At 61.0% G+C, this 23,081-nt stretch carries 15 protein-coding genes; 11 read left to right on the top strand and 4 right to left on the bottom strand.

Translation table 11 applies throughout. The features are described from left to right. Positions 1–36: 36 nt before the first annotated feature. Positions 37–4,878 carry an NAD-glutamate dehydrogenase gene (locus AC4D1W_RS05345; protein WP_490898053.1) on the top strand — a complete coding sequence of 1,614 codons (4,842 nt, stop codon included), beginning with the start codon at positions 37–39 and terminating at the stop codon, positions 4,876–4,878. 11 nt (positions 4,879–4,889) lie between these two features. Then, a complete protein-coding gene (locus tag AC4D1W_RS05340) occupies positions 4,890–6,398 on the top strand; it encodes a sensor histidine kinase (RefSeq protein ID WP_490889341.1) in 1,509 nt (502 codons plus the stop codon). A 75-nt stretch (positions 6,399–6,473) separates the two neighbouring features. On the opposite strand, the gene AC4D1W_RS05335 is transcribed toward AC4D1W_RS05340, so the two are convergent. Further along, positions 6,474–6,722 (bottom strand): WhiB family transcriptional regulator, encoded by a 249-nt coding sequence (locus AC4D1W_RS05335; protein ID WP_026533500.1) that lies wholly within the window; start codon positions 6,720–6,722, stop codon positions 6,474–6,476. A 238-nt stretch (positions 6,723–6,960) separates the two neighbouring features. Between AC4D1W_RS05335 and AC4D1W_RS05330 the strand changes: the two genes are divergently transcribed. Then, positions 6,961–7,392, top strand: a complete 432-nt coding sequence (locus AC4D1W_RS05330) for a hypothetical protein (RefSeq protein WP_490898052.1) — start codon at positions 6,961–6,963, stop codon at positions 7,390–7,392. An 8-nt stretch (positions 7,393–7,400) separates the two neighbouring features. Here the strand turns inward: AC4D1W_RS05330 and AC4D1W_RS05325 are convergent, their stop codons facing one another. Continuing rightward, on the bottom strand, positions 7,401–11,309 hold the full coding sequence (locus tag AC4D1W_RS05325; RefSeq protein WP_490898051.1) for a type VII secretion EssC family protein: 3,909 nt from the start codon (positions 11,307–11,309) through the stop codon (positions 7,401–7,403). Positions 11,310–11,496: 187 nt separating this feature from the next. Between AC4D1W_RS05325 and AC4D1W_RS05320 the strand changes: the two genes are divergently transcribed. Genes AC4D1W_RS05320 through AC4D1W_RS05300 form a run of 5 tightly spaced genes read left to right on the top strand, consistent with a single transcriptional unit; the run spans position 11,497 to position 16,630 of the window. Further along, positions 11,497–12,786 (top strand): nucleotide sugar dehydrogenase, encoded by a 1,290-nt coding sequence (locus AC4D1W_RS05320; protein ID WP_490898050.1) that lies wholly within the window; start codon positions 11,497–11,499, stop codon positions 12,784–12,786. Between the two features lie 19 nt (positions 12,787–12,805). Continuing rightward, positions 12,806–13,402 carry an acyltransferase gene (locus tag AC4D1W_RS05315; RefSeq protein WP_490898049.1) on the top strand — a complete coding sequence of 199 codons (597 nt, stop codon included), beginning with the start codon at positions 12,806–12,808 and terminating at the stop codon, positions 13,400–13,402. Continuing rightward, positions 13,399–14,490 carry a DegT/DnrJ/EryC1/StrS family aminotransferase gene (locus AC4D1W_RS05310; RefSeq protein ID WP_490898048.1) on the top strand — a complete coding sequence of 364 codons (1,092 nt, stop codon included), beginning with the start codon at positions 13,399–13,401 and terminating at the stop codon, positions 14,488–14,490. The genes AC4D1W_RS05315 and AC4D1W_RS05310 overlap by 4 nt, the downstream gene beginning before the upstream one ends. Further along, positions 14,490–15,482, top strand: coding sequence for a Gfo/Idh/MocA family oxidoreductase (locus AC4D1W_RS05305; RefSeq protein WP_490889325.1), 993 nt, complete (start codon positions 14,490–14,492; stop codon positions 15,480–15,482). Before AC4D1W_RS05310 ends, AC4D1W_RS05305 begins: the two co-directional genes overlap by 1 nt. Continuing rightward, entirely contained in the window at positions 15,479–16,630 is a 1,152-nt protein-coding gene (locus tag AC4D1W_RS05300) for a glycosyltransferase family 4 protein (protein ID WP_490898047.1), read from the top strand. Before AC4D1W_RS05305 ends, AC4D1W_RS05300 begins: the two co-directional genes overlap by 4 nt. 6 nt (positions 16,631–16,636) lie before the next feature. On the opposite strand, the gene wecB is transcribed toward AC4D1W_RS05300, so the two are convergent. Continuing rightward, entirely contained in the window at positions 16,637–17,704 is a 1,068-nt protein-coding gene (gene wecB / locus AC4D1W_RS05295) for a non-hydrolyzing UDP-N-acetylglucosamine 2-epimerase (RefSeq protein WP_490898046.1), read from the bottom strand. 10 nt (positions 17,705–17,714) lie between these two features. Continuing rightward, the gene (locus AC4D1W_RS05290) at positions 17,715–18,875 is read right to left on the bottom strand and encodes a glycosyltransferase family protein (protein WP_490898045.1); all 1,161 of its coding nucleotides are present in this window, start codon (positions 18,873–18,875) and stop codon (positions 17,715–17,717) included. Between the two features lie 117 nt (positions 18,876–18,992). On the opposite strand from AC4D1W_RS05290, the gene glf reads away from it, so the two are divergent. Genes glf through AC4D1W_RS05275 form a run of 3 tightly spaced genes read left to right on the top strand, consistent with a single transcriptional unit; the run spans position 18,993 to position 23,079 of the window. Continuing rightward, positions 18,993–20,180 carry a UDP-galactopyranose mutase gene (gene glf / locus AC4D1W_RS05285; protein ID WP_490898044.1) on the top strand — a complete coding sequence of 396 codons (1,188 nt, stop codon included), beginning with the start codon at positions 18,993–18,995 and terminating at the stop codon, positions 20,178–20,180. Beyond that, positions 20,177–22,180 (top strand): glycosyltransferase, encoded by a 2,004-nt coding sequence (locus AC4D1W_RS05280; RefSeq protein WP_490898043.1) that lies wholly within the window; start codon positions 20,177–20,179, stop codon positions 22,178–22,180. The genes glf and AC4D1W_RS05280 overlap by 4 nt, the downstream gene beginning before the upstream one ends. Then, entirely contained in the window at positions 22,177–23,079 is a 903-nt protein-coding gene (locus tag AC4D1W_RS05275) for an ABC transporter permease (RefSeq protein WP_490898042.1), read from the top strand. The genes AC4D1W_RS05280 and AC4D1W_RS05275 overlap by 4 nt, the downstream gene beginning before the upstream one ends. Positions 23,080–23,081: the final 2 nt, after the last annotated feature.

Here is a 23,081-nt window from a genome sequence, read left to right as displayed (position 1 = left end):
AAGGGGCGGCCTTTCATTTCGTTACGGAGGCGGTTCATGTCGTCTGGATCCAGCACCACGGAACAGTCCAGCTCTGACACTTCATTCACCGAGTTCATCCAGCACTATTACCAGCACCTCTCGGACGACGACGCCGGCGCCTATTCGCCGGACGCGCTGACCGAACGGGCGCTTGAGCACCGCGCTCTGGCCGCGGCGCGGCCCAACGGCGAGGCACTTGTTGGAGTTTTCGATCAGGATGATGCGAGCATCGTCCTGGTCGTCACGGACGACATGCCTTTTCTCGTGGATTCCGTTACCGCGGAACTCGTGCGGCAACAGGCGGCCATCCGGTTGGTTGTGCACCCCACGTTCGTTGCCGTGCGGGATCGTTCGTCTGCTGACCTGAGGAGGCTCCAGCGGGTTCCTTCCTCCGCTGGATCATCAAGCGGGGACACCGCTGCACTCCCTAACCTGGCTGATTTGGTGGCTGAGGGGGATGTCAGCGCGCACATTGAGTCCTGGATAGCGGTCGAAGTCGGCCGGATCGGTGATGAGGCGCGGCGGTCGGAAATCATCGCCGGTCTTCAGCGTGTTCTCTCCGATGTCCGTGCCGCAGTAGAGGACTGGGCTGCCATGCGCGGCAAGCTGCGTGAAGTGGCGAACACCCTGCAGGCAGTGCCGCAAAGCGCCGGTGTCGTTGGGTTGGAACAGGCCAGGGACCTGCTTGCCTGGCTGGACCAGGGCAATTTCACCTTTCTCGGGTACAAGGAATACGACCTTGAGACGGTAGACGGCGAGGACGTGCTCAGCGTCCGCGACGATAGCGGGCTGGGCCTGCTTCGCCACCCGCTCGAGGGCCGGCCGGTTCAGCATCTGACCCAGGCAGGACGCGCGAAAGCACGGGAGAAGCAGCCGCTGGTGATCACCAAGGCAAACTCCCGGTCAACAGTTCACCGTGCCGCCTACCTCGATTACATCGGCATCAAGCAGTTCGATCAGCAGGGTGATGTCTGCGGCGAGCAACGATTCATTGGATTGTTCGCCACCAGCGCCTACACCGAATCGGTACGCAATGTTCCGATCGTGCGGGAGAAGGTCAATGAGGTCCTGCGCCGATGCGGATTCCCATCCGATTCGCACTCGGGCAAGGACCTGCTCTCCATCCTCGAGACGTACCCCCGGGACGAGCTGTTCCAGATAGATGTCAACGATCTGGTCAACACGGCAATGGGGATCCTGAAGCTGCAGGAGAGGCGCCGTACCCGGTTGTTCCTCCGTCCCGACACCTACGGACGTTTCATGTCCGCGCTGGTCTACCTTCCGCGGGACCGTTATACGACCAGCGTGCGTTTGCGCATTGAGGACGAGCTGCGGCGCACCTTCAATGCCGAGTCGATTGACTATGAGGCGCGCATGAGCGAATCCGCGCTTGCCCGCCTTTTCTTCCGGATCCGGCTCCCCAAAGGGGCGGAAGTGGCGAAGGTGGAGGTTTCCGAGCTCGAACAGCGGCTCGTCATGGCAGCCCGGTCCTGGTCCGAGGGCATCGATGAAGTAGCCCGTACCAGGTTCAGCCGCCAGGATGCTGAAGAATTCTCACGCCTGTGGGCCGAGGCTTTCCCCGCGGCATACCGGGTGGACTATGAAGTTGAGGATGCTCTCGAAGACATCGAACAATTCTCGGTTTATGACCGCACTGATACTCCCGGTCCCATCATGCACGTGTACGTGCCTACCGGAGCCGGCGAACATCTGGAGGAGAATGCGCGTCTCAAGCTGTATCTGACTGAACCGAAGAGTCTCAGCCAGATATTGCCGTTCCTGCACAATCTCGGTCTGGAGGTGCTCGACGAGCGGCCCTTTGAGATTGAGCGCTCCGACGGCAGGGACTTCTTCCTCTACGACCTCGGCCTGCGGTATCCACCCGGAATCGATCCGGAAGGTACAGGTGAACTGCTGGAGGAGGCGTTCGCTGCTGCCATGGCCAACGCCAGTGAATCGGATTCCTTCGATCGACTCGTTCTGAGGATGAACCTCCGCTGGCGGCAGGTCGCGGTTCTTCGCAGCTATGCGAAATACATGCGGCAGATGGGCAACATGAATTCCTACGGATTCATCAGCGGCACCCTGCTGGGCAATCCTGCAGTGACGCGCGGGCTCATCGCGCTCTTCGAGGCCCGCTTCGACCCGGACCTCAGCGACACCCAGCGGAAAGAGACGACTGCCCAGGTCCGCCGAAAGTTGGACAGCGATCTGGAGCAGGTTCCCACGCTTGACGCGGACAGGGTGCTGCGCACGTTCACCAATGTGATTGAAGCCACCCTGCGCACCAACTACTTCCAGGACAAGCACCACATCAGTTACAAGCTGAATACGGCGGCGATCGAGGGTGCACCGCATCCCCGTCCCAAGTTCGAGATCTGGGTATATTCGCCGCAGATCGAGGGCGTCCATCTGCGCTTCGGTGACATCGCTCGCGGCGGGCTACGGTGGTCTGACCGGCGGGAGGACTTCCGCACGGAGATCCTCGGACTTGTGAAAGCCCAGACGGTCAAGAATGCCGTGATCGTTCCCACGGGCGCGAAGGGTGGTTTCTACGCGAAGCAGCTGCCCGACCCCGTCCAGGACCGTGCCGCGTGGATGGCGGAGGGCCAGGCGAGTTACCGTACGTTCATCCGGGCGCTTCTGGACATCACGGATAACCTCGTGACCACAGAGGACGGCGAGCAGGTCGTCCCCCCGCAAAGGGTGGTCCGGCACGACGGTGACGACAGTTACCTCGTTGTGGCAGCGGACAAGGGAACGGCTTCCTTCTCGGATATCGCCAACGAGCTGTCGGCTGAATACGGCTTCTGGCTGGGCGATGCCTTCGCCTCGGGCGGCTCGGTTGGGTACGACCACAAGGCGATGGGTATCACGGCGCGCGGCGCCTGGGAATCAGTAAAGAGCCACTTCAGCGAGTTCGGCGTTGATACCCAGAACGAGGAGTTTACGGTCGCGGGCGTCGGTGACATGAGCGGAGATGTGTTCGGCAACGGCATGCTGCTCTCCACACACATCCGCCTCGTTGCGGCTTTCGACCATCGCCACATATTCCTTGACCCCAATCCCGACGCTGCGACGTCGTTTGCTGAGCGCAAGCGGCTCTTCGAGCTTCCGCGCTCCAGCTGGGCCGATTACAACCCGGAGCTGATCAGCGAGGGGGGCGGCGTGTACGCCCGCCATGTGAAGTCCATTCCCCTCAGTGAGCAGGTACGGTTGGCGCTCGGCCTCCATGAGTCCATCACCAGCATGAGTCCTCCGGAGCTTCTGCGCGCCATCCTCACTGCACCGGTTGACCTCCTCTACAACGGCGGTATCGGTACCTATGTGAAGGCTTCGACCGAAACCCACAGCGATGTTGGCGACAAGGCAAACGACGCTATCCGGGTCAACGGGAACCAGCTGCGTGCGCGGGTCATCGGCGAGGGCGGCAATCTGGGGATGACCCAGCGTGGCCGGATCGAGGCTGCGCTGAACGGAGTGCTCCTCAACACGGATGCAATCGACAACTCAGCAGGCGTCGATTGTTCCGACCATGAGGTCAATATCAAGATCTTCGTTGACCGGATGGTGCGTATCGGCCGACTCCGCGCGGAAGATCGTACTGAGTTCCTGCACTCGATGACGGACGAGGTAGCTGACCTCGTCCTCCAGGACAACATCGACCAGAACATGCTGCTCCTCAATGACCGGCAGCGCGTCCTGGAGTGGAGCCCGAGCTTCGAAAGGCTGATGGACTGGCTCGAGTCGCACGCGGACCTCAATCGGGAACTTGAAGCTCTTCCATCCACGAAGGAGCTACGTGCACGGGCGGAGCGTGGTCAGGGCCTGACGTCGCCGGAGCTGTCCGTCATTGCCGCCTACGCCAAGATCGAGCTGACAAAAGCGCTCACCAAGAGCGATCTCGCCGATGACCCGTGGTTCAAGGACACGCTGAGGAGTTACTTCCCCCGTCAGGTCGTCGAACGGTTCGATCAGGAACTCGACACTCATCCGCTCCGCCGCGAGATCATTTCCACGGTGATCGCGAACGACATGATCAACCTGGGCGGTATCACGTTCGTCTTCCGGGTCATGGAGGAAACATCGGTCGGTGAGCCGGTCGTGGCGCGTGCATTCATTGCCCTGCGGGAGATCTACGAACTCGAGCGGACCGTCGAAGCACTCGCCGCACTCCCACCCAGCTTCCCGACCGAGAACTGGACAACCGTCCATCTCGACGTTCGACGGCTGCTGGACCGTGCAGTGCGCTGGTTCGTCAATCACGTTGGACGCGGCTCGACCGTGCAGGAAGACATTGCGGCTTTCAAGCCGCTCATCGATCCGCTGCGCACAAGGCTCATTGATTACGTGCGGGGCGGCGACCTCGAACGGGTGAAGGCCGGGTTCAAGCGGGCCGAGGAGTGGGGGCTGCCCGATTCACTTGCGCAAAACTGGGCGGAGCAGTTCGAATCCTTCGGGTTGCTCGACGTTGCACTGATTTCGCGACGTGTGGCTGAACCGGTGGAGCGCATCGCCGAGGTCTATTTCGCCATCTACGACCGCTTCAACGTGGATAACCTGCTCGAGCGCATTACCTCGCTGCCCAGAGAAGACCGCTGGCAGGCATTGGCACGCGCAGCCCTGCGTGATGACCTCTACACAACGGTGTCGGAAATGACTGTGTCAGTCATGAACAGCTCGTCACATCTGGAATCGTCCGACGCGTCGAGCAGGCTTCAGGAGTGGGAGAAGCTCAACGCTGAATATCTGGATCGGGCAAGGAAAATGTTCGCCGAGGTTAATCAGTTGGAACGCGACGATATGGCATCGCTGTCGGTTGCACTACGCTTACTGCGTTCCATCGTGCGGCAGTAAGGGAGACATTGGTGGCAATCTTCACGGATCCGATCCGGGAACATACAGGGTTTGCCCCCGGAGACGCTGAGTGGCTGCATCTGCTGGTGGGGGACTGGCAGATGGTCGCGGATCTGGCTTTCGCTGATCTGGCACTGTGGTTCCCACTGCACGACGGCGGATACGTCGCCTTGGCGCACGTGCGCCCGTCGACCTCCCATACCGTCTTCCACAGCGACTTCGTGGGGGAGCGGATTCGAGCCGACCTTCAGCCGCTTGTTGACAAGGCCTGGGACAGCCAACAGATCGAGCGTTCAGGTGAAACGAACTGGACCACAGAGATGGCCATGCGGGTTGAAGCGGTTCCCATGGTGCGGAACGGCCGGACGCTCGCCGTCGTCACTTCACACATGGACCTCTCCAGCTCACGCATGCCTTCGCGGCTGGAGCTCACCTACCGCCAGTGCGCGTATGATCTGCTGCGGATGGGCACCCTGGGGCTGTGGCCGGATTTTGCTACTCCCACCGGTTCCAGACGTGGCGCTCCGCGTGTGGGGGACGGCCTGATCAGGCTCGATGTTGACGGCGTCGTGCAGTACGCCAGCCCTAACGGCGTCTCGGCGTTCCGAAGGCTGGGTGATGTCGAAACCCTCGAGGGTCGCCCGCTTGCCGAAATCGTGACCTCGCTGCTCAAAGACCGCAGGATGGTCGACGAGACCCTTCCTCTGGTGCTGACTGGGAAGATGCCCTGGCGGACTGAGATCGAGTCCCGGAACGTGAGCCTGTCGTTGCGCGCCATTCCCCTGCGCGACGAGAAGCAGCGTTTCGGTGCGCTGGTGCTCTGCCGGGATGTGTCTGAACTCAGGCGCAGGGAGATGGAGTTGGTTTCCAAGGACGCCACTATCCGCGAGATCCACCACCGGGTGAAGAATAATCTGCAGACCGTCGCTGCACTGTTGAGAATGCAGTCACGGCGCATGGTGAGCGATGAAGCGAAACAGGGCCTCGAGCAGGCAATGCGACGTGTAGCGACGATCGCCCTGGTTCATGAGACTCTTTCCCAGGGTCTGTCGCAGAGCGTCGACTTCGACGAACTGATTGCACGCCAGTTCCGTCTGTCGGCGGAGGTCGCGTCGCCGAATCAGGCTGTCCGGACTGAACGGGCCGGCGAGTTTGGCGAACTGCCAAGCGACTTCGCCACTCCACTCGCCCTGGTGATCAACGAGCTGGTGACCAACGCCGTCGAACACGGACTTGCGGACCAGCCCGGCACTGTGTGGTTGAGGGCCGACCGCAGTGTGGACGATGAGGGCGAACTGCTCACCGTGTCCATCATGGACGACGGCGCCGGCCTGCCCGCCGAGGGCTACACCGAAGGACTCGGTCTACAGATCGTAAGGACGCTCGTCATGAGCGAGCTCGGCGGAACAATTGAATGGACCGCGCGCGAGGGGGGCGGCACGGTGGTGACCATCGAAATGGGTATTCCCGGGGCTCGCCGCAAGACAGGTGCGGCCCGGCCTTCTTCACAGGGGAGTTGACCCGCGCAAGGGGGTCCGTACATGCTGCAGGGAGGGCATCAAAGATGCCCTCCCTGCAGTATGTACGTGTTTACGTCAGGATGCTCGCCTCGCGCGGGCTGCCCGACGCTTGAGTGCACGACGCTCGTCTTCGCTCAGGCCGCCCCAGACTCCGGCGTCCTGTCCGGACTCGATGGCCCACTGGAGGCAGGTGTCCATGACCTGGCAGCGACGGCAAACGCTCTTTGCTTCTTCAATCTGCAGCAGGGCAGGCCCTGTGTTGCCGACCGGGAAGAACAATTCCGGGTCCTTGTCTAGGCAGGCAGCGCGGCTACGCCAGTCCATGCTGATCACATTCTCCTTACGACTCGTGAAAGCTTTGTGAAAACATTCACGAGGGGTCTCATAGTAAAGGGGGCCACAACGGCCCCCGCATTTTCCTTCATTAAGGCTGTCACGTTACGCACACGCAAACAAGAGGTAACGCATAGGTAATTGCCTCAGAACGTGAGGGATGCGTCACACAGTTGACATCACCAGAACGGTCGTGGATGTGAACGACTATGTCCGGTAGGGTGCCACTGTGTCAAGACCCTCGCCGCTGCCCCAGCCCAACGGAACAACGCGGCCGGGAGGCGTCACGGTGATCGCGGTGATCCTATTATGTGAGGCCGCAGTCCTCCTTGCGGTCGCCGGCTGGTTCGCTTTCGGGCTGATGACAAGTACTCCTGCCTCTTTGGGTGGTGCGGTCTTCATGCTGGTCCTTCTGCTGCTCTTCGCAGGATGGCTTCTGGTCGTGGCTCATTTCTTTTTCCGCGGCTACCGGTGGACTCGTTCGGCTGCCCTCGTTTTCCAGCTGTTCCTGATTGTTATTGCCGTCCCCACACTGACCGGTGGAGTCATTTGGGTGGGACTGCTGATGTTGGTTCCTGCCGTGGTTGTGGTCCACCAACTATTCACGCGCCCCGTTGTGGCGTACACGAGTAGGGTTGGCGACGGTACCCCGATGCTCTGAACCGGTAGCTATGCGATCTGATTGCAAAGATCGCCACCCGGCTCGATGTCTCCGCCTGTCGCAATCTGGATTTCGACGGTGCGGCGTGTCTCGACCAGGATGCCGCGTCCCGGCGGCGGGGTGCCGTCCACGTCGAGGCGCAAGCCGAATACATCGCCGTCAGTCGGCGACCGGGGGCCGAGGACGATTCCCAGCGGGTTGATCCGGAGGGTGGTCAGAGCCGGACTGGTCGCAGCGGAAGGGGACGGTGAGGATGCGAAGACTGCCCGAGCGCCGGCCGCAAGCATCGCAGCGAGTCGCTGGTGTGTATCGCGCGGAAGCAGATCGGCATCATCGACCAATAGCAGGTCACCTGAGCCGGCTCCCGCGGCAGCCTCCAGTCTCCAGAAGGCCTCCGCGTCCTCGTTCCTGAGAGGTCTCCGGCATCTGAGTGAGGGCGGGGCCATTTGCGCGATCAGATCGAGCGTTTCTGACTTACCCGTTCCTCGGGCGCCCACGATCAGTGCCGGGGTGTGTTGCGGCAGGGGGAGGTACGCGGTGGCAAGATCGTCTCCGCCCAATCCGACAGGAACGCAAAGCGTCCGCGACCCTGACCTGGCTGGTTTCAGCTCGGTGCCGCTGACGACGCGAGGGAGCCCGGCCACAGGAAAAGGATTCTGTGCGGGTTGCACGTACGGTATCGGGCTACCTTCCGTGACGAGTTGCGCAACAGCTTCTGTGTCCGGGCTGATGCGGCCCTGGACGAAGGCTCGGCCGGGTACGGCGTCCATTGCAGGTAGCTTCGGCCAGCTGAGGAGCGTCTCCGGGCTGGCATCCAGTGGCAGGTAGAGCCGGTTAGGCAGCATGGAAAAGAACCTGCTGGCGATGAGCTCCCGGTCGCCGGCGATGACAAGCGCGATCCCGGCCGCTTCTCCGTCACGCACGATGTCCTGCAGAGCTTCTTCCGCCGAGGCGAAGCGGCCGCTCCTGAAGGCCGTCGCCCACCTGCCCCACCCGGAGACGAAAACGGTGAGGGGCTGAACTCCTCCCCGACGTTCAGCAGCATCGTTGAGGCGGTCAGCCACGAGTTCACTGATGCGCTGGAGGACACGGGCGGCCCGCTTGACCTCGGAAGCGGTCACATAGGCGCCGACCTGAGGGGTGTCCATCACTGCACGCAGGCTTGAGTCTCCGTCAAGAAGGTAGAGGTGTCGGTCGGGAGCTGCGCGCAGATGCTCTGTTGCCATGTGTGTGAGGGCGTATTTCAGCCCGCTTCCGGGTTGCCCCACAAGTGCGAGATGAGAGTGACGCGCGGGTTCCCACATCAGCGGGCGTTGGAGCTGTTTATCCGGCATGTCGAGTAAGCCGAGCTGTGGGGTGTCGGCCGGCGCCTCCGCTGCGCGAGCCAGTGTGGAGGGCAGGGGCGGACAGACCGGTGCCTGGAGCACGGGGAGCTGAAGTGCCCGTGCGGCGCGGTCGGCAGAATCGACCATCGCCTGAATGCTGGTCTTGGCGTCGGAGGGAACTTCTTCTGCTGATCGCGTGGGAGAGTTCGAGCGGGCCTTCCGAGTCAGCAGGGAAGTGAAGGACGTAATGGTAGCCGATAGTGTTCCCTTGCCGTGTCCCGAAGTCGTAGCCGTCTGGAATTCGATGGCTCGGCCGGATCCGACGCGCAGGTATCCACGACCGGGGAGGCCAACTGGAATTGAGGAGGCGGCAGCTGATTCGAGGACGTCCTGGGATTCCATTGCGGACTGCATTCTCAGGGCGACGCTTGTGGTGATGTTCGCGCGGATTTCGGACGTGATGGCGCCTTGCGGGCGTTGGGTTGCGAGGACAATATGCATGCCGAGCGAGCGGCCCAGGGTCGCGATCCGCATCAGCTCGTGTACGGAACCGGGGATCTCTTCGCTCAGCATCCGGAACTCGTCAATGACGGTTACGAGCCGGGGCAGCTGAATCGAGGTGCGTTGACGGTATTCGAGGTAGTCGGAAGCTCCACTGTCCGCAAACATCGCTTCCCGCCGTTTGACCTCGGCTCTCAGGGAGATCAGGGCTCGTGAGACCGCGGCAGCAGACAGGTCGGTGAGCATGCCGGCGGCATGGGGAAGACCTGCCAGCGCGCCGAGTCCGGAGCCGCCCTTGAAATCGATGAAGAGGAAATTGAGGTCAGCGGGGGAGCAGTTCAAGCCGAGGCCCAGGACCAGCGTCCGCAGGAACTCTGATTTGCCGGACCCGGTTGTCCCGGCGATGAGCATGTGCGGACCGTCCGCGACCAGGTCAAGGATGAGGGGCCCTGCAGCAGATGAACCCACGACAGTCCTCAGACGCGCTCCGTTCGAGGACTCACGCCACCTCTCTCCAATGGTTGCGGCGTCACAGGGTAAGAGGTCCGGCAATGCAATAGCCTCCGGTACCGATGTATCTGGCCCGTCGTCCGCGTCGGGATCTGCTTGGGCTCCGATTGACCGGGCCAACACATCGAACGTCTCAGCACGCACGTAATCAGGGCGGAAGGAAATGACGCCGTTAGGAGTTCGCAGGACCGGATCCGACGGAAAGTAATCGGCCGTCCAACTTTCATCCTCAAGTCCCGCGGACGAGGAGAAGCGGTAGATACGCAGACGGGGAGTCTCGGGAACGTGGTCGGCGCCGAATAACACGAGCGAGGTGTACCGACCGCTCGCGAGAAGTTCGACAAGGCGCGCCCGGTGAGCGACGAGGGATACCCGTGGCAGGAACCGTGCTGCCGCCGGCAGGCCCGACGAGTGACCATAACAGAGGATCTCGCCGGATTCGAGAAGGGCGGAGAGTTGAAGGAGCAGGAGGTGAGCGACGCGCATGAGAACTTCCTCCGGGCCACGGATGTGCAGGCTGACAGGCTTTTCGCTTCCCGGCTCAACCAACGGGACGAGCACTGGCGCCTCCGCAATGACCGGTACCTGCCACTCTGGCGGTGCGGGTTTGGGCCGGACGTTAGCGGGTTGGTCGGCAGCGCCGAGCCGCAGGTATCGCCCACCGGTGAGCAGCGGGCTGGCCTTACCGGCTGCGGTCAATGATGGCCGGAGCGTGGTCAGGGTAAACCTGCCCGGCTCTGATGCTGCGCGCCGTCGTCGTTTGCTGTCCACGTTCACTGCATCCGTGACGGCTGCGGAGAATGCGCGACGTTTTCTTCGTCCGGTGATGAGTGGAACCAACCCTGTCACGGCGGAGAGGGCGCTGAAAGCGAGGAAGAACCACATTCCGGTGGTTACGGCCAACACGACCCCGAGCACAAGCGGCAGGAATGCAGTCAGGAAGATCAGACGATTTGCTTCCTGCGGTGGAGGAGCATTGATGTCGCATGGTTCGCTGAGGTCGGCGGCAAGGGGCGGCTGGGCTGGTGTATCGGGAAGGACGAGCGCGCATTGACTGGTCCCGATGCGGATGTCGGAGGCCGTGGTCACCCGGGTCAGCTCAACCCGGTGCCCGTTCACCCAGACGCCATTTGCTGAGTTCCGATCGCGAAGGGTCAGGGAGTCATCGGTCACCGTGAGAACGGCGTGCACCCGGGAGAGCTCGGGGTCATGAATGGTGATGTCTGCGGCGCTTCGGCCGATCGTGTAGGTTCCGCGGGTCAGCGGAATCGCTTTGCCTGCGTCGGGCCCGGACCGTACGAGAAAAAACAGGCTACCCGGGCGGGACGGGCTCGGGGCCATGCGTGCACTCGCCGCCGCGATTATCACGGCACCGGAGGTCAGGGGTGGCACCCCCGGTTCGAGCTCTTGAAGCGGTTTCCCCTTGACGAAGTGGTGCTGTGCGCCCGTTCGCTTTTCCAGTTGGTCCTGGAGCTGTTCGCCGGTAGCCAGGTGCGCCCTCACGATGACTATTTCCTCGGTAGTTCCACCGCCGCGCAGCCGCACTCCGGGACCTGCGGCGAGCGTGACGTGCAGATCCATGGTTCGAGCCTATGGGCACCGAGACCAGCGGCGATGGCGTCGTCGTTTTCCTGTGGATAACACCGTGGCATCCAAGTGTCGTGCGCCACGGCGACCGGAACAGGCGATATTGCAACTGGGACGATAGGCTTGGCTACTGGATCTGGAGCTGGGTCTGCTCCACGTACAGAGAAAAGGTCATTCCATCGTGAAGATTGCTGTTATTGCCCTTGGAAAGATCGGCCTGCCCCTCGCGGTCCAGTTCGCTTCGAAGGGTCATGAAGTGGTGGGCGTCGACGTCAACGCACAGGTTGTCGAGTCCATCAACAATGCGGTGGAGCCGTTCCCCGGCGAAGCGCACCTGCAGGAGAAGCTGTCCGAACTGGTCCCTTCGGGCAAACTTCGGGCCACAACCGACTACGCGCAGGCTGTGCCCAACGCAGATGCCGTGGTGCTGGTGGTGCCGCTGTTCGTGGACGCTGACGCCAAACCTGACTTCGGATGGATGGACGGAGCGACGGCGGAGCTTGCCAAGCACCTCACAGCGGGGACACTGGTCTCGTACGAGACCACGCTCCCGGTTGGCACCACCCGTAACCGGTGGAAGCCGATGCTGGAGGAAGGCTCAGGGCTGGAGGAGGGCAAGGACTTCCATTTGGTCTTCTCGCCGGAGCGCGTGCTGACCGGGCGGGTTTTCGAAGATCTCCGCAAGTACCCAAAGCTCGTTGGCGGCCTCTCCGACGAAGGCGCAAAGCTCGCGGTCGAGTTCTACGAGGCCGTTCTCGATTTTGATGACCGCTCCGACCTGGTCCGCGGCAACGGGGTGTGGGACCTCGGATCAGCAGAAGCATCCGAACTGGCCAAGCTTGCCGAGACGACCTACCGCGATGTCAACATCGGCCTGGCCAACCAGTTCGCACGCTTTGCTGCGACTGCCGGAATCGACATCTACCAGGTCATCGAGGCGTCCAACTCGCAGCCCTACAGCCACATTCACCAGCCGGGCATCGCCGTCGGCGGTCACTGCATCCCCGTTTACCCCCGCCTCTACCTCTGGAATGATCCGTCTGCGACGGTCGTTCGGGCAGCCCGCGAGGCCAACGCCGGGATGCCCGAGTACACAGTCGGGCTGCTGGAAGGCGCTCATGGGGATCTCGACGGTGCCACCGTCGTCGTACTTGGCGCTGCCTACCGAGGAGAGGTCAAGGAAACAGCATTCTCCGGCGTCTTTGCCACCGTTGACGCGCTGAAGCAGCGCGGCGCGAAGGTACTGGTGCATGACCCTCTGTACACCGATGAAGAACTCGCGTCTCTGGGCTTTGATGCCTATAGTCTCGGCGATCCGGTGGATGCTGCGGTGGTGCAGGCGAATCACGCGAAGTATGCAGATCTGACGCCCTCGGACCTCCCCGGTGTGAAGACATTCATCGACGGCCGTCGGGTGAGCACGCCGGACAAGTGGGCCGGAGTCACCTACCGGGTCATCGGCAAGGCCTGATTCAACGGAAGGTAGTCGAATGACCTACATCGCGGATAGCGCTGACGTTTCGGACCAGGCGGAACTGGGCGAGGGTACCAAAGTGTGGCATCTCGCGCAGGTGCGTGAGAACGCCAAACTGGGAGCCAACTGCATCGTCGGGCGCGGAGCATATATCGGAACAGGTGTCTCGATGGGAGAGAACACCAAGGTTCAGAACTATGCCCTGGTGTACGAACCGGCATCGCTCGGAAAGGGCGTCTTCATTGGCCCTGCTGTCGTGCTTACAAACGACACCTACCCTCGGTCCGTATCACCGGACGGCACACTGAAAAGCGCGCATGACTGGACTCCCGTGGGCGTCACCATCGAGGATGGAGCGTCCATCGGCGCACGGGCTGTTTGCGTTGCCCCGGTCACTATTGGCGCGTGGGCTACGGTCGCCGCTGGCGCCGTAGTGACCAAGGACGTTCCCGCTTATGGGCTTGTGGCTGGAGTGCCTGCTCGCCGTCTCGGGTGGGTTGGGAAATCCGGGCATCCGCTCACGGAGCAAAACGGGCTGTGGGTCTGTCCTGAGACCGGTGAGAAATATAGCGAAGCAGACGGAATATTGGCACCAATAGAGGAACAGAAATGAGCACAGGATTCATTCCGGCAGCGAAGCCCATCGTAGGCGATGAGGAGCGTGCAGCCGTCGACGCGGTTCTCGTCTCGGGCATGCTCGCCCAGGGCGCGGAGGTCGCCGAGTTCGAGAAGGAGTTCTCGGACGTCCTTCTTGACGGGCGGGCCTCAGTGGCCGTGAACTCGGGTACGTCTGGGTTGCATCTGGGCCTGTTGGCTGCCGGGGTCAAGCCCGGTGATGAAGTGATCGTTCCGTCGTTCACGTTCGCTGCGACAGCGAATTCTGTGGCACTGGCCGGTGCGACGCCGGTCTTCGCCGACATTGAGCTTGATCACTACTGCCTGGACGTCAGCCATGTCGAGTCGCTGATCTCTGACAGGACCAAGGCGATTATGCCGGTTCACCTGTACGGTCATCCGGCCAATATGGCTGCGTTCCGTGAGTTGGCGGACACCCGCGGCATCAAATTGTTCGAAGACGCCGCCCAGGCGCACGGTGCGGGGTTGAATGGGCAGAAGGTCGGCACATTTGGCGACTTCGGGATGTTTTCGCTGTACCCGACCAAGAACATGACCTCGGGTGAGGGCGGCATGGTGTCGACCGGAGACGCAACGGTTGAGCGGAAACTGCGCCTCCTGCGGAACCAGGGCATGGAGCGCCAGTACGAGAACGAACTGGTGGGGTTCAACGCGCGAATGACGAACCTTCATGCGGCGATCGGACGCGTGCAGTTGACGAAGGTGCTTGGCTGGACGGCCCAGCGCCAGTCGAATGCGCAGTTTCTGAACGAGAACCTTGAAGGCGTGGGGACTCCGGTGGTAGCGGAGGGGGCCGAACATGTGTACCACCAGTACACCATCCGCATCTCGGGAGACCGGGATGGTTTCGCGGCGGCCCTGAAGGACGAATACAACATCGGCAGCGGGGTTTACTATCCGATCCCGAATCACCGGCTACCGTCCTTCAACCGTACCGAGGATCTGCCCAACACTGAGATCGCGGCGCGTGAAGTACTTTCCCTTCCTGTGCACCCGTCCCTTGATGACGAGGATCTGGACAGAATCGTGACAGCTGTGAACAAGCTTGCAGGAGCGGGCGCATAATGGGGGACCTTCGGGTAGGGCTGATTGGTCTAGGAATGATGGGGCGCCATCACGCTCGCGTTGTGCGTGAACTGGATGGTGTTCAACTGGTCGCGGTGGCCGATGCTTACGGTGACCCGCACGGTGTCGCCGGGGACTTGCCGTTGTGCGGATCCGTGGACGAGTTGATCTCGCAGGGGATCGACATGGCCGTGTGCGCTGTGCCCACCGGTCTTCACGAGGAAGTTGGTCTCGCCCTCGCCGCTGCCGGTGTTCACACGATGGTGGAGAAGCCGATTGCATCGACGATCGAGGGCGGAGTCAAACTCGCGGAAGCGTTCGAGGGCGCAGGCCTCGTCGGTGCCGTGGGGCATATCGAACGCTTCAACCCGGCGCTGCAATCGCTGCGCGCCCGTATCGAGAACGGCGACCTGGGCGATGTATACCAGCTGGCAACGCGTCGTCAGGGACCTTTCCCTTCGCGCATCGCCGATGTGGGCGTAGTGAAGGATCTCGGTACCCACGATATCGACCTCACAGCCTGGCTCGCGCAGTCGCCCTACCAGTCTGTCTCGGCACGAACCAGCACCCGGTCGGGGCGTCCCCATGAGGATATGGTGACTGCGTCCTGCCAGTTGGCGAACGGCGTCATCACTTCCCACCTCGTCAACTGGCTTTCACCCATGAAGGAGCGGTTGACAGTAGTGACGGGGGAGAAGGGTGCTTTCGTGGCCGACACACTGACGGCTGATCTGACGTTCTACGAGAACGGCACTGTCAACACTGAATGGGAAGCTGTATCGAATTTCCGTGGCGTCAGTGAAGGCAATATCACGCGATTGGCGCTCACCAAGCGCGAGCCGTTGAAGGCCGAGCACGAAGCGTTCCGTGATGCTGTACGCGGGGAGGGCAACGACGTCGTGACCATGCGCGAAGGCCTGAACACGCTGCGGGTTGCTGAAGCGATGATCGAGTCTGCCCGGGTCGGGCAGATGGTGGACGTCACCGCGTGAGTTCGCGGGTGATACTTGCCACCAGGCTCTTCCCGCCGGAAGTTGGTGCCGCCGCTTTTCGATTGAAGGCGCTAGTGGGCGCGCTGCACAGGCAGCAAGCTTCGGTAAAGGTACTGACTACCGTTCCGCCCACGCAGCATTTGCCGGAGCGGGGAATCTCGCGATGGCCGGTTTTGCGTGATCCCGGAGGGAACGTTCGGGGGTACGTTCAGTATCTGAGCTTCGACCTCCCTCTCTTCTTTCGCCTTCTTCTGGGCCGGGCGGACGTGGTTGTGTCGGAGCCTCCGCCCACCACAGGGCTCGTTGTCGCGGCGTCCTCTTGGCTGCGACGACGTCCTTACGTCTACTACGCCGCCGACGTCTGGACGGATGCAGTGATCGCAATGGGTGCCGCCGCACCGGTCGTTTCAATCATGCGGTGGGTTGAAGGTGTGGCCTTGCGGAATGCTGCGCAGGTTCTGGCGATATCTGACGGCGTCGCGGAGCAACTATCCCAATTCGGAGTTTCCCCCGATCGGGTGAGCGTCGTAGGCAACGGCATAGATACGGACCTGTTCAACGCGAACGGGCCGCAGGAACAGCCCGGACACCCGTACTTCGTCTACACCGGCACGATGTCCGAATGGCAGGGCGCCGAGATCTTCATCGAGGCACTTAAAGAACTCGAAGACGAAACTGTCCGCCTTTACTTCTTTGGTCAAGGAGCGTCGGAGACAAAGCTCCGCGGGCTGGCCAAGCAGATGGTTCCCGGTCGCGTTACCTTCGGGGGCGTGAAGTCACCGGAAGAAACTGCTTCATGGATTCGCGGGGCTGCCGGCGCATTGGTCAGCATCGTTCCAGGAAAAGGTTACGACTTCGCCAAGCCGACAAAGATATATGCGGCAGCGGCATGTGGCACGCCGGTCATTTATGCGGGCGTCGGCGATAGCGCTGCCATGGTGAGCGAGAACCATCTCGGCGAAAGCGTCCCCTATGACCCCATACAAGTTGCTGGCGCTATGCGCCGGCTCCTCGATGACGGAGCTGATGATCGAGAGTTCCGCATCGCCTGGGTGAATGAGAACGCCTCGCTGCGCAGTGCAGGCGAGCGAGCGGCCGCAGCAGTCCTGGCCGCCCGGCTTGAGCACCGGGCGGCGGACAGTCGCTGAAGATATTCAGCCTTGATTTCCAGCGTCGAGAAGGGCAGCAACGACCTGGTGCGCTGCCTCGCCCGAGCCGTAGGGAGCGGCGTCGGTGGCCGCGGGCGCCGGGCGGGTGACCGCATCACCCAGCTGGTGCAGGTCTGTCGATACGAGTGTGTTCCAGCCCAGTTCGACCGTCTCCACCCACTCGGTCTCCGGTCTAATCGTCGTGCAGGGAACTCTCAGAAGGAAAGCTTCTTTCTGCAACCCACCTGAATCCGTCACAACACCCGCGGAGTCCTGAACAGCGTTGATGAGTTGGGGGTAGGCAAGGGGGTCGATGGATTTGAGGGACCCTTGGTTCAGTGCGATCCCGTGTCCCTGCGCCAACGAGCGCAGACGCGGATGAGCTAGCAGAAGAACGGGCTTGTCCAGTGCCGAGAGCTGCGCCACGATAGCGGACAAGCGTTCCGAATCGTCGGTATTGTCCGGACGATGAATGGTGCTTACGTAATAGTCACCCGCCGTGAGCCCCTCGGGGAGGGGCTCCTGCTTCGCTCTAACGGCGTCTCTGGTCAGGTACAACACGTCAGTCATGACGTCACCGACGAGCACGCTGCGCTCAGCGAGACCTTCGGTTGCGAGATGTTTCATCGCCACTTCGGTGGGAGCAAGAAGGAGATCCGCCGCGTGATCAGTCAGTACGCGGTTGTGTTCCTCCGGCATCCGTCGATTGAATGACCGTAGACCAGCTTCCAGATGTGCGACCGGTATGTGCATTTTGACGGCAGCAACAGCCGCAGCGAGCGTTGAGTTTGTGTCTCCGTAAACGAGCACCCAATCCGGCTTAGCCTGCTCCAGCACCTCTTCAAGCCCGGCGAGCATTGCGCCTGTCTGCCGTCCATGGGACCCGGACCCGACGGCGAGATTGAAGTCAGGTGCCGGGATGTCAAGATCCTGAAAGAACACGTCGGACATTAGCTCGTCGTAATGCTGTCCGGTGTGGGCAATGAGATGTTCAGCCTTGCCCTGCAGTGCAGAGGCGATGGGAGCCAGCTTCACGAACTGAGGGCGCGCGCCTACAACGCTGAGAATTCGCATGGTTTCCACTCTACCGGTCCGAAGGCTGGACCTCTCGGGAGAGCAGTCGAGAGACAATCCCGCGCACAACCCGATCATCTGATTCCGAACTCAGTGCCCTCGCCGCTCGGTGTGTATTCAACTTGTACCTCTCAATTTGGGCCCTTGAGAGGCTCCTGATCGCGGCTGCCAGCGAGTCCGGTGAAAAGTCGTCAGTGACTACCCCTACCTGATACTGCTGAATTAAACGAGAGGTTTCCGGAGAAGGGCTGAAGACTATTCCGAGGCGGGCCTGAACGAAGTCGAAGAACTTGTTGGGCAGCATCAAGGCCTGGTTGCGTGTTTGCGGCGGGAGACTGTAGACGCCTAGATCGTAACGGTTCAGAACCTGAGGCAATTCGTGCGGAGCCACGGAGGGGTGAAATCTGATCTGCTCGTTCCCCGCTGCTATCTGCTGGATACGACGCAAGTATTTGCCGTTATCCCTCGCCTCTATGAGATAGAAATCGAGGGTGTAGTCCGAACCGAGTAGTTTCACAGCCTCGATCATTCCCTCGAGATTTCGACCCGGGACAGCTGCGCCGCTATGAACGAGTCGGATTGGCCCTTCCTCAAGAGGCTGGGGCTCGAGGTCAACGTAGGGACGGGCATTGCGTACGGTTTCGGTGCGGCAGGAAAAATGCTTCTCATAGAGCTCTGCGATTGAGTCATTGACCACAGATATGGCGTCAGTAGACCTCAGATAGCGTTCGCAGACGCTCGTCATAAGCGGTGCGACCAGAAGCCGCCAAGACAGCACCTGTACTCTCTCCTCCGGTGCCCACTCGTGCATGTCGCCCCATATTGGCGTCCCTTCAGCGATATGGTGCGCGAGTGGGAGGGCTCGTGCCTCGTTCGCCACGATGAGGTCGAACTTTCGGCCCTCCAAAAGAGCGAGGGCCCGTTTCACCGCCGGGGCCATGAGCTCGGCTTTGGAATGGAGCCTGGCCGCTAGGAAAGCCACTCCCATGGGGGTCTGCGGAAGGGAAGCCAGCCCCGAGTCAATCTCGAGATGCTCCGCTGCGGCGGCGGGCCTCTTGCCGTAGGAAAGGGTGGATACATCACCGAACTCAGCCAGCAGGTCGAGCTGACGCAGGACGCGGGAGTCCGCGACTATCTCGGAGAAAGAAATGCACAGGATTTTCGGACGCATGGGCTCAACTCTAGACCGTGGCTTTCGTGCAATGCGGTTTGAGAGGGACGGTCGGGTAACCTTGACCCGCGGGCAGACGTCCCTTGAACACCGCTGAAACTCTACCCAGGAGAATTTGTGAACGTTGACCTAGTCGTGGTCGGGTCAGGTTTTTTCGGCCTCACCATCGCCGAAAGGGCCGCAACAGAACTAGGGTTGAAGGTCGCGGTGCTGGATCGCCGTCACCACATTGGTGGCAATGCCTACAGCGAGAACGAGCAGCAAACCGGCATTGAAGTCCACCGTTATGGCGCCCACCTTTTCCACACGTCGAACGAAAAGGTGTGGGAGTACGTCAATCGTTTCACTGCTTTCACGAGCTACCAGCACAAGGTGTACACGAGCCATAAAGGCGAGGTGTACCCGATGCCCATCAACCTGGGAACAATAAACCAGTTCTTTCGCGCTTCCATGGGCCCAAGCGAGGCGCGCGCCCTGATTCAGGAGCAGGCGGGAGAACTCGCTGGAACGGACCCCCAGAACCTCAATGACAAGGGCATCCAGCTGATCGGCCGTCCGCTTTACGAGGCCTTCATCAAGTACTACACCGGCAAGCAGTGGCAGACGGATCCGAAGGATCTGCCGGCGGAGATCATTTCCCGGCTGCCGGTCCGTTATACCTACGACAACCGGTACTTCAATGACAAGTACGAGGGTTTGCCGGTTGACGGATACACCGCGTGGATCGAACGCATGGCGGCGCACCCGAACATTACTGTGGAGCTGAACACTGACTTTTTCGACGACGGACATCCCTACTCGCGCAACGCGACTCTGGGCCAGGTTCCGGTGGTTTACACGGGCGCAGTCGACCGGTACTTCGACTACGTCGAGGGTGACTTGTCGTGGCGGACGATCGACCTCGAAGAAGAGGTATTGCCGATCGAAGACTTTCAGGGCTGTCCGGTGATGAATTATCCCGATGAAGATGCCCCATACACCCGCATCCACGAGTTCCGTCACTTCCACCCGGAGCGGGAATACACCAAGGATGCAACGGTCATCATGCGGGAGTTCTCCCGGTTCGCGGAGAAGGGCGATGAGCCCTACTACCCGGTGAATACGGAGGCCGACCGTGCCAAGCTGCTTGCATATCGTGATCTTGCCCGGGGGGAACAGATGGTCCTGTTCGGCGGCCGGCTGGGAACCTATAAGTACCTCGACATGCACATGGCCATCGGATCAGCGCTGTCGATGTTCGACAACAAAATTAGGCCTCATTTCAATGATGGCGTAAAGCTCGAGAGTGGAGGGATCGACGCATGAGTACCTCTGTCGTCGTGAATGACCAGATGAGCCGATCCGGCCAGGATCCTGTTTGGCGGACCGTGCACAGGGTGGTGTTTCCTGAAGGCGGAGACATCGATACCATGCCTCTCTACGTCGACTTCAACGGCGCCAAGCGCGTGCGGCGTGATGAGAGTCAATCCGCACCGGTGTCGTTGCCCGCGGCCGATATACAACCTAACTATGTCCTGGATCGTCGGCAGCTAGCGCTGCCGCCCCACGAACGCGTGTCCCTGGGCACTTACTTCAACGCTTTCCCCGCCAGCTACTGGCGCGCCCATACCGAAATACGGACGGTACGGCTGAGCGTCCTGCTCGATGGTGAAGCCTCTATCGTTGTATACCGCTCTACCGCTCGCGGGACCGTCAACAGGGTCAGCAGCCATAGGGTGAGCGCGGCGGAGGGCCACTCCTTGACCGTCGAGCTTCCACTTACCAACTTCGGTGACGGCGGCTGGTACTGGTTCGACTTATCTTCGCACGGTGAGCGGGTCACCCTGCAGGATGCTCACTGGAGCGTCCCGGAACCGGACCAATTTGCCGCCGGAAAGCTCACGATCGCGATCACCACTTTCAATCGGCCGGACTATTGCGTACGAAATCTCGCCACGATCGCATCGTCGGATGAACTGGTGCAGATTCTTCATCGTGTCATCGTGACGGATCAGGGAACCCAGAAGGTAGCCGCAGAGGAAGGTTTCTCGGACGCCGAAGCAAGGTTAGAAGGACGCCTCGCCGTCGTGAACCAACCGAACCTGGGTGGTTCAGGCGGCTTCGCCCGGGGCATGTTGGAGACTGTAAACGACTCGGAAAGCAGCTATGTGATGCTGCTTGATGATGACGTCGAGATGGAAACAGAGGGAATCTTGAGGGCAGCGCAGTTCGCTGACTTCACGAGGGAACCAACCATCGTTGGCGGGCACATGTTCAACCTGTTTGAGCGCTCCGTGATGCACCACTTCGGAGAGTCGGTCGATCGATACCGCTTCCGATACGGGTCCTCCCCAAACACGGAGGAGGCTCACGACTTCGCCGCAAGCAATCTACGCGATACTCCCTGGATGCATCGCCGCATCGATGTGGATTACAACGGCTGGTGGATGTGCCTCATTCCCACCGAGATCATCAACGACATCGGACTGGCCCTTCCCGTCTTCATCAAATGGGATGACGTTGAGTATGGGATTCGGGCGCAGTACAAGGGGTATAGGACAGTAACGTTGCCGGGGGCGGCGGTCTGGCACATGCCCTGGACCGAGAAAGACGACACGATCGACTGGCAGGCTTACTACCACCAGCGCAATCGATGGCTCGCTACCCTGCTCTACTCGCCTTACAAGAGGGGAGGCCGGATGCCACGGGAAAGTTTCGCTGTGGATGTCCGTCATCTTCTCTCGATGCAGTATTCCTCAGTCGAGTTGCGGCTCCGGGCGCTCGAAGATCTATTAACGGGACCCGATCATTTGCATGAGTCCCTAGGGTCGAAACTGGGGGAGGTCAGGGCCATCAGGGCACAGTACGACGACGCACGCATCTCAGCTGATCCAGCCTCCTTCCCAGCTGTGAAGTCGAGCAAACCGCCCCGGAAGGGCAAAGGACCAACCCCGGCCCGTAGCGTGCCTGGTGCTCTCATCAAGGTCGCGACCGGCGTCCTGCATCAGGTCAGGCCGGTACCAACCGAAGCTAAGCAGCACCCCGAAGCGCATATCGCTGCCATGGACGCTCGTTGGTGGAGGCTCTCGCAGCTGGACTCTGCCCTTGTAACGTCCTCAGACGGTGCCGGCGTTTCCTGGCATAAGCGTGACGTCGACAAAGCCCGCGAGCTCGCGTTGCGAAGCGCGACACTCCATCGTCGTCTATACGCGCAATGGGACGAGCTTGCCGAGCGTTACAGGGCGGCGATGCCACAATTCACGTCGCCTACGGCGTGGGCAGAGACGTTCTACGCCGCAGGTGCAACTGGGAACAAGGCGGAATGACAGCAGTTTCAGGGGAGTCCGGGCAGCCCGCGCACGCGGAACTAAAGATACCCGGTCGCGGCGCCGGTTTGCGGGACGTCGCGCGGCATCGTTTCCTGCTCAAGCTCCTGGTCGACAAAGAGATCAAAGTCCGGTACCGGGGATCGATACTCGGCCTGATCTGGTCCTATGTGAAGCCCGGTGTGCAATTCATCGTGTTCTATATAGCGCTCGGTGTCTTCCTAGGCTTGGAGCAGAGCGGCAGAAACCCGGATGGACTGCCGAACTACGCTATATACCTTTTTGCCGGAATAGTCCTGATCAACTTCTTCTCGGAAGCGCTCGGGAACGCTTCCCGTTCCATCGTGGGAAATAGCGGATTGATCAAGAAGATATATCTGCCTCGTGAGCTTTTCCCGGTTTCCGCGATATGGGTATCAGCCGTTCATTTCCTGCCGCAGATTGTCATCCTGACTGCGGCATGTCTCCTCACTGGATGGTCTCCATCGCTCTTGCAGCTCGGTGCGGCAGTGGTGGGCTTCCTCATCGCGGCTTTGCTTGCGACGGGGCTCGGCCTGATTTTCGGCGCGATCAACGTCTACTATCGTGACGCTGAGAACCTCGTGGACATGTTGCTGATGGTCGCCACCTGGGCGTCGCCCGTGCTCTACTCATGGGAAATGGTTCGTCGGCAATTGGGTGACACTGCTCTGTCGATTTATATGTTGAACCCTTTGACCGTCAGCGTAGAAACTTTCCACTATGCCTTTTGGATGCCGACTTCAGATCAAGAGTTTGACCTCCCTCCTGGGTTCTTTACGGTGTGGTTTCCCGTCGCCCTGGTCATTGCTTCGGTGACAGTTGTTTTCGGCCAGTATCTTTTCCGCCGCCTTGAGGGCCGCTTCGCACAGGAGTTATAGAG

The organism is Arthrobacter sp. TJ-170 (assembly GCF_058269305.1).
The sequence above is the reverse complement of the archived record's forward strand: the minus strand, read 5'-3'. Positions and strand labels throughout refer to the sequence as shown.